Source organism: Protofrankia sp. CiP1_Cm_nod1, from assembly GCF_920888515.1.
Taxonomy (GTDB): domain Bacteria; phylum Actinomycetota; class Actinomycetes; order Frankiales; family Frankiaceae; genus Protofrankia.
On the sequence record NZ_CAKKTM010000175.1, the window covers coordinates 1 to 1,640 of the forward strand.

General features: G+C 76.3%; 1 protein-coding gene. It reads left to right on the forward strand.

Annotation, left to right across the window (positions count from 1 at the left end; genetic code table 11):
* Positions 1-1,395, forward strand: a 1,395-nt coding sequence (locus NBX02_RS08345; protein WP_250290758.1) for a hypothetical protein, incomplete at its 5' end; no start/stop codon positions are given.
* Positions 1,396-1,640: the final 245 nt, after the last annotated feature.

Consider the following 1,640-nt stretch of genomic DNA (forward strand, 5'->3'; position numbering starts at 1 on the left):
CCCGCGCAGTCGGCCGCCGGGTCGGCGCAACCGTCCGCTGGGCCGCCGCAACCGCCTGTCGCGGGTGCGGCGCGTCTCGCCCCGGCACCGCCGGGGGTGTCGACGCATGAGTCGACGGCGGGCCCGGGACCATCGGCCGCGGGTCAGGCACAGCCGCGGCCACGCGGGCTCCTGCCCGAGGACCGGGCCGCCGGTCGGGCGCCGGTGACGGACGACTCTCCGCGGCACCCGCGGCCCGCGCGGCCGGACACGTCGGATCAGTCACCCGGACGCGACGACACCGACGGCCAGCACGGCCAGCACGGCCAGCACGGCCAGCACCAGCACGGGGACCGCAGCGGTCTGGCTCCGGCACCTCCCGCGCCGGACGTGCCGGTGCCGCCGGCGGAGGACGACCCGGCGTCATGGGAGCAGACATCGCGGATCAGCCGGCGGACGCTGACCGGTCTGGCGACCGCGGCGGGGAGCGAGGCCACCGGGCCGGCCGGGGCGACGGCACGGCCCGGCGACGAACCGCGGTCGGTCTACCCGGCCACCGGCGCGGGCGCGACCGGGTATTTCAGCCGCCAGGCACCGGGACGGCACGGACCCCGGCCGGAGACCGGTGATGCCGGTGTCCGGCCCGATTCCGACTTCACAGTCGTGCTCTCCCCAGTGCGGGTCACGCCACGTGACGCCTCCTCGGGGCGGTCCCCGGCGCCCGGGCCCGCCGAGCCTGCCACCGGCCGCCCCGGCGGCGAGCTGCCCGAGGAAGGATCGCCCGCCGGCCGCTCGCCTGGCAGCGGTGTACCCCGCGGGGACACGCTGGACGATCAGCCATCCGAAGAGGCGCAGTCATACCCCCCGCAGGTCACACAGCCCGCGAGGGGCGCGCGACCCGCGTCCGGTGCGGGCCCGGGCGGCTCGCGCCCGCGTTCGCCCGTGGAGCCGGAGCCCGATGTCGGTACGGAACCCGGTGGCCGGTTCGCCGGCATGCTCCTGACCATCGCCGGTGGCCTCGGCGGGATTGCCGCCACCCTGCCCTGGAGCACGATCAGTGACGGCGAGGAGAGCCGTACGTTCACCGGCCTGACGGTTGGTGATGGAAGGATCACTCTGATGCTGGCGGTCGTCCTGATGGTGATCGGTGCGGCGCATGTGGCCGGCCGCCGCTCGGGCGGCACGGGCGGCTCGGGCGGCTCGGGCGGCACGGTGGCGATGCTGCTGGGGGCGGGAGTCGCCGTGTTCGCTGTCATGGATCTGGTCGCCGGACCGGCCTCGCTGTCGTCCTTTCGGGCCCTCTCCGCCAACCAGATCAGCGTCGTTCCCGCGTCGGGGCTGGTCCTGACCCTGGTGGCCGGGTCGCTCGCGTGTGTCGGCGGTTGGCTGCTGCGGCGTGGCCGTCATGGCGGATGATCCCGCCGGTGCCGGCCCGGCTGCCCGGCCGGACCGAGGAGCCGACGTGATCGGCCGTGCCCGCGGGAGCCATGCCCGCGGGGACCGGGTTCCACCGGACGTGATTGTCTTCCAGGAGGCGGAAGCGGCCGCGCGCGCCGTCCGGCCACGTGGTACGACCAGGAGTGACGGAGGACAAGACGTCACGAGCCGGGCAGGTGCCGGCCGGCGCTGCGCGTGCCGGATTCCGGGCCCCGGCTCCGGCC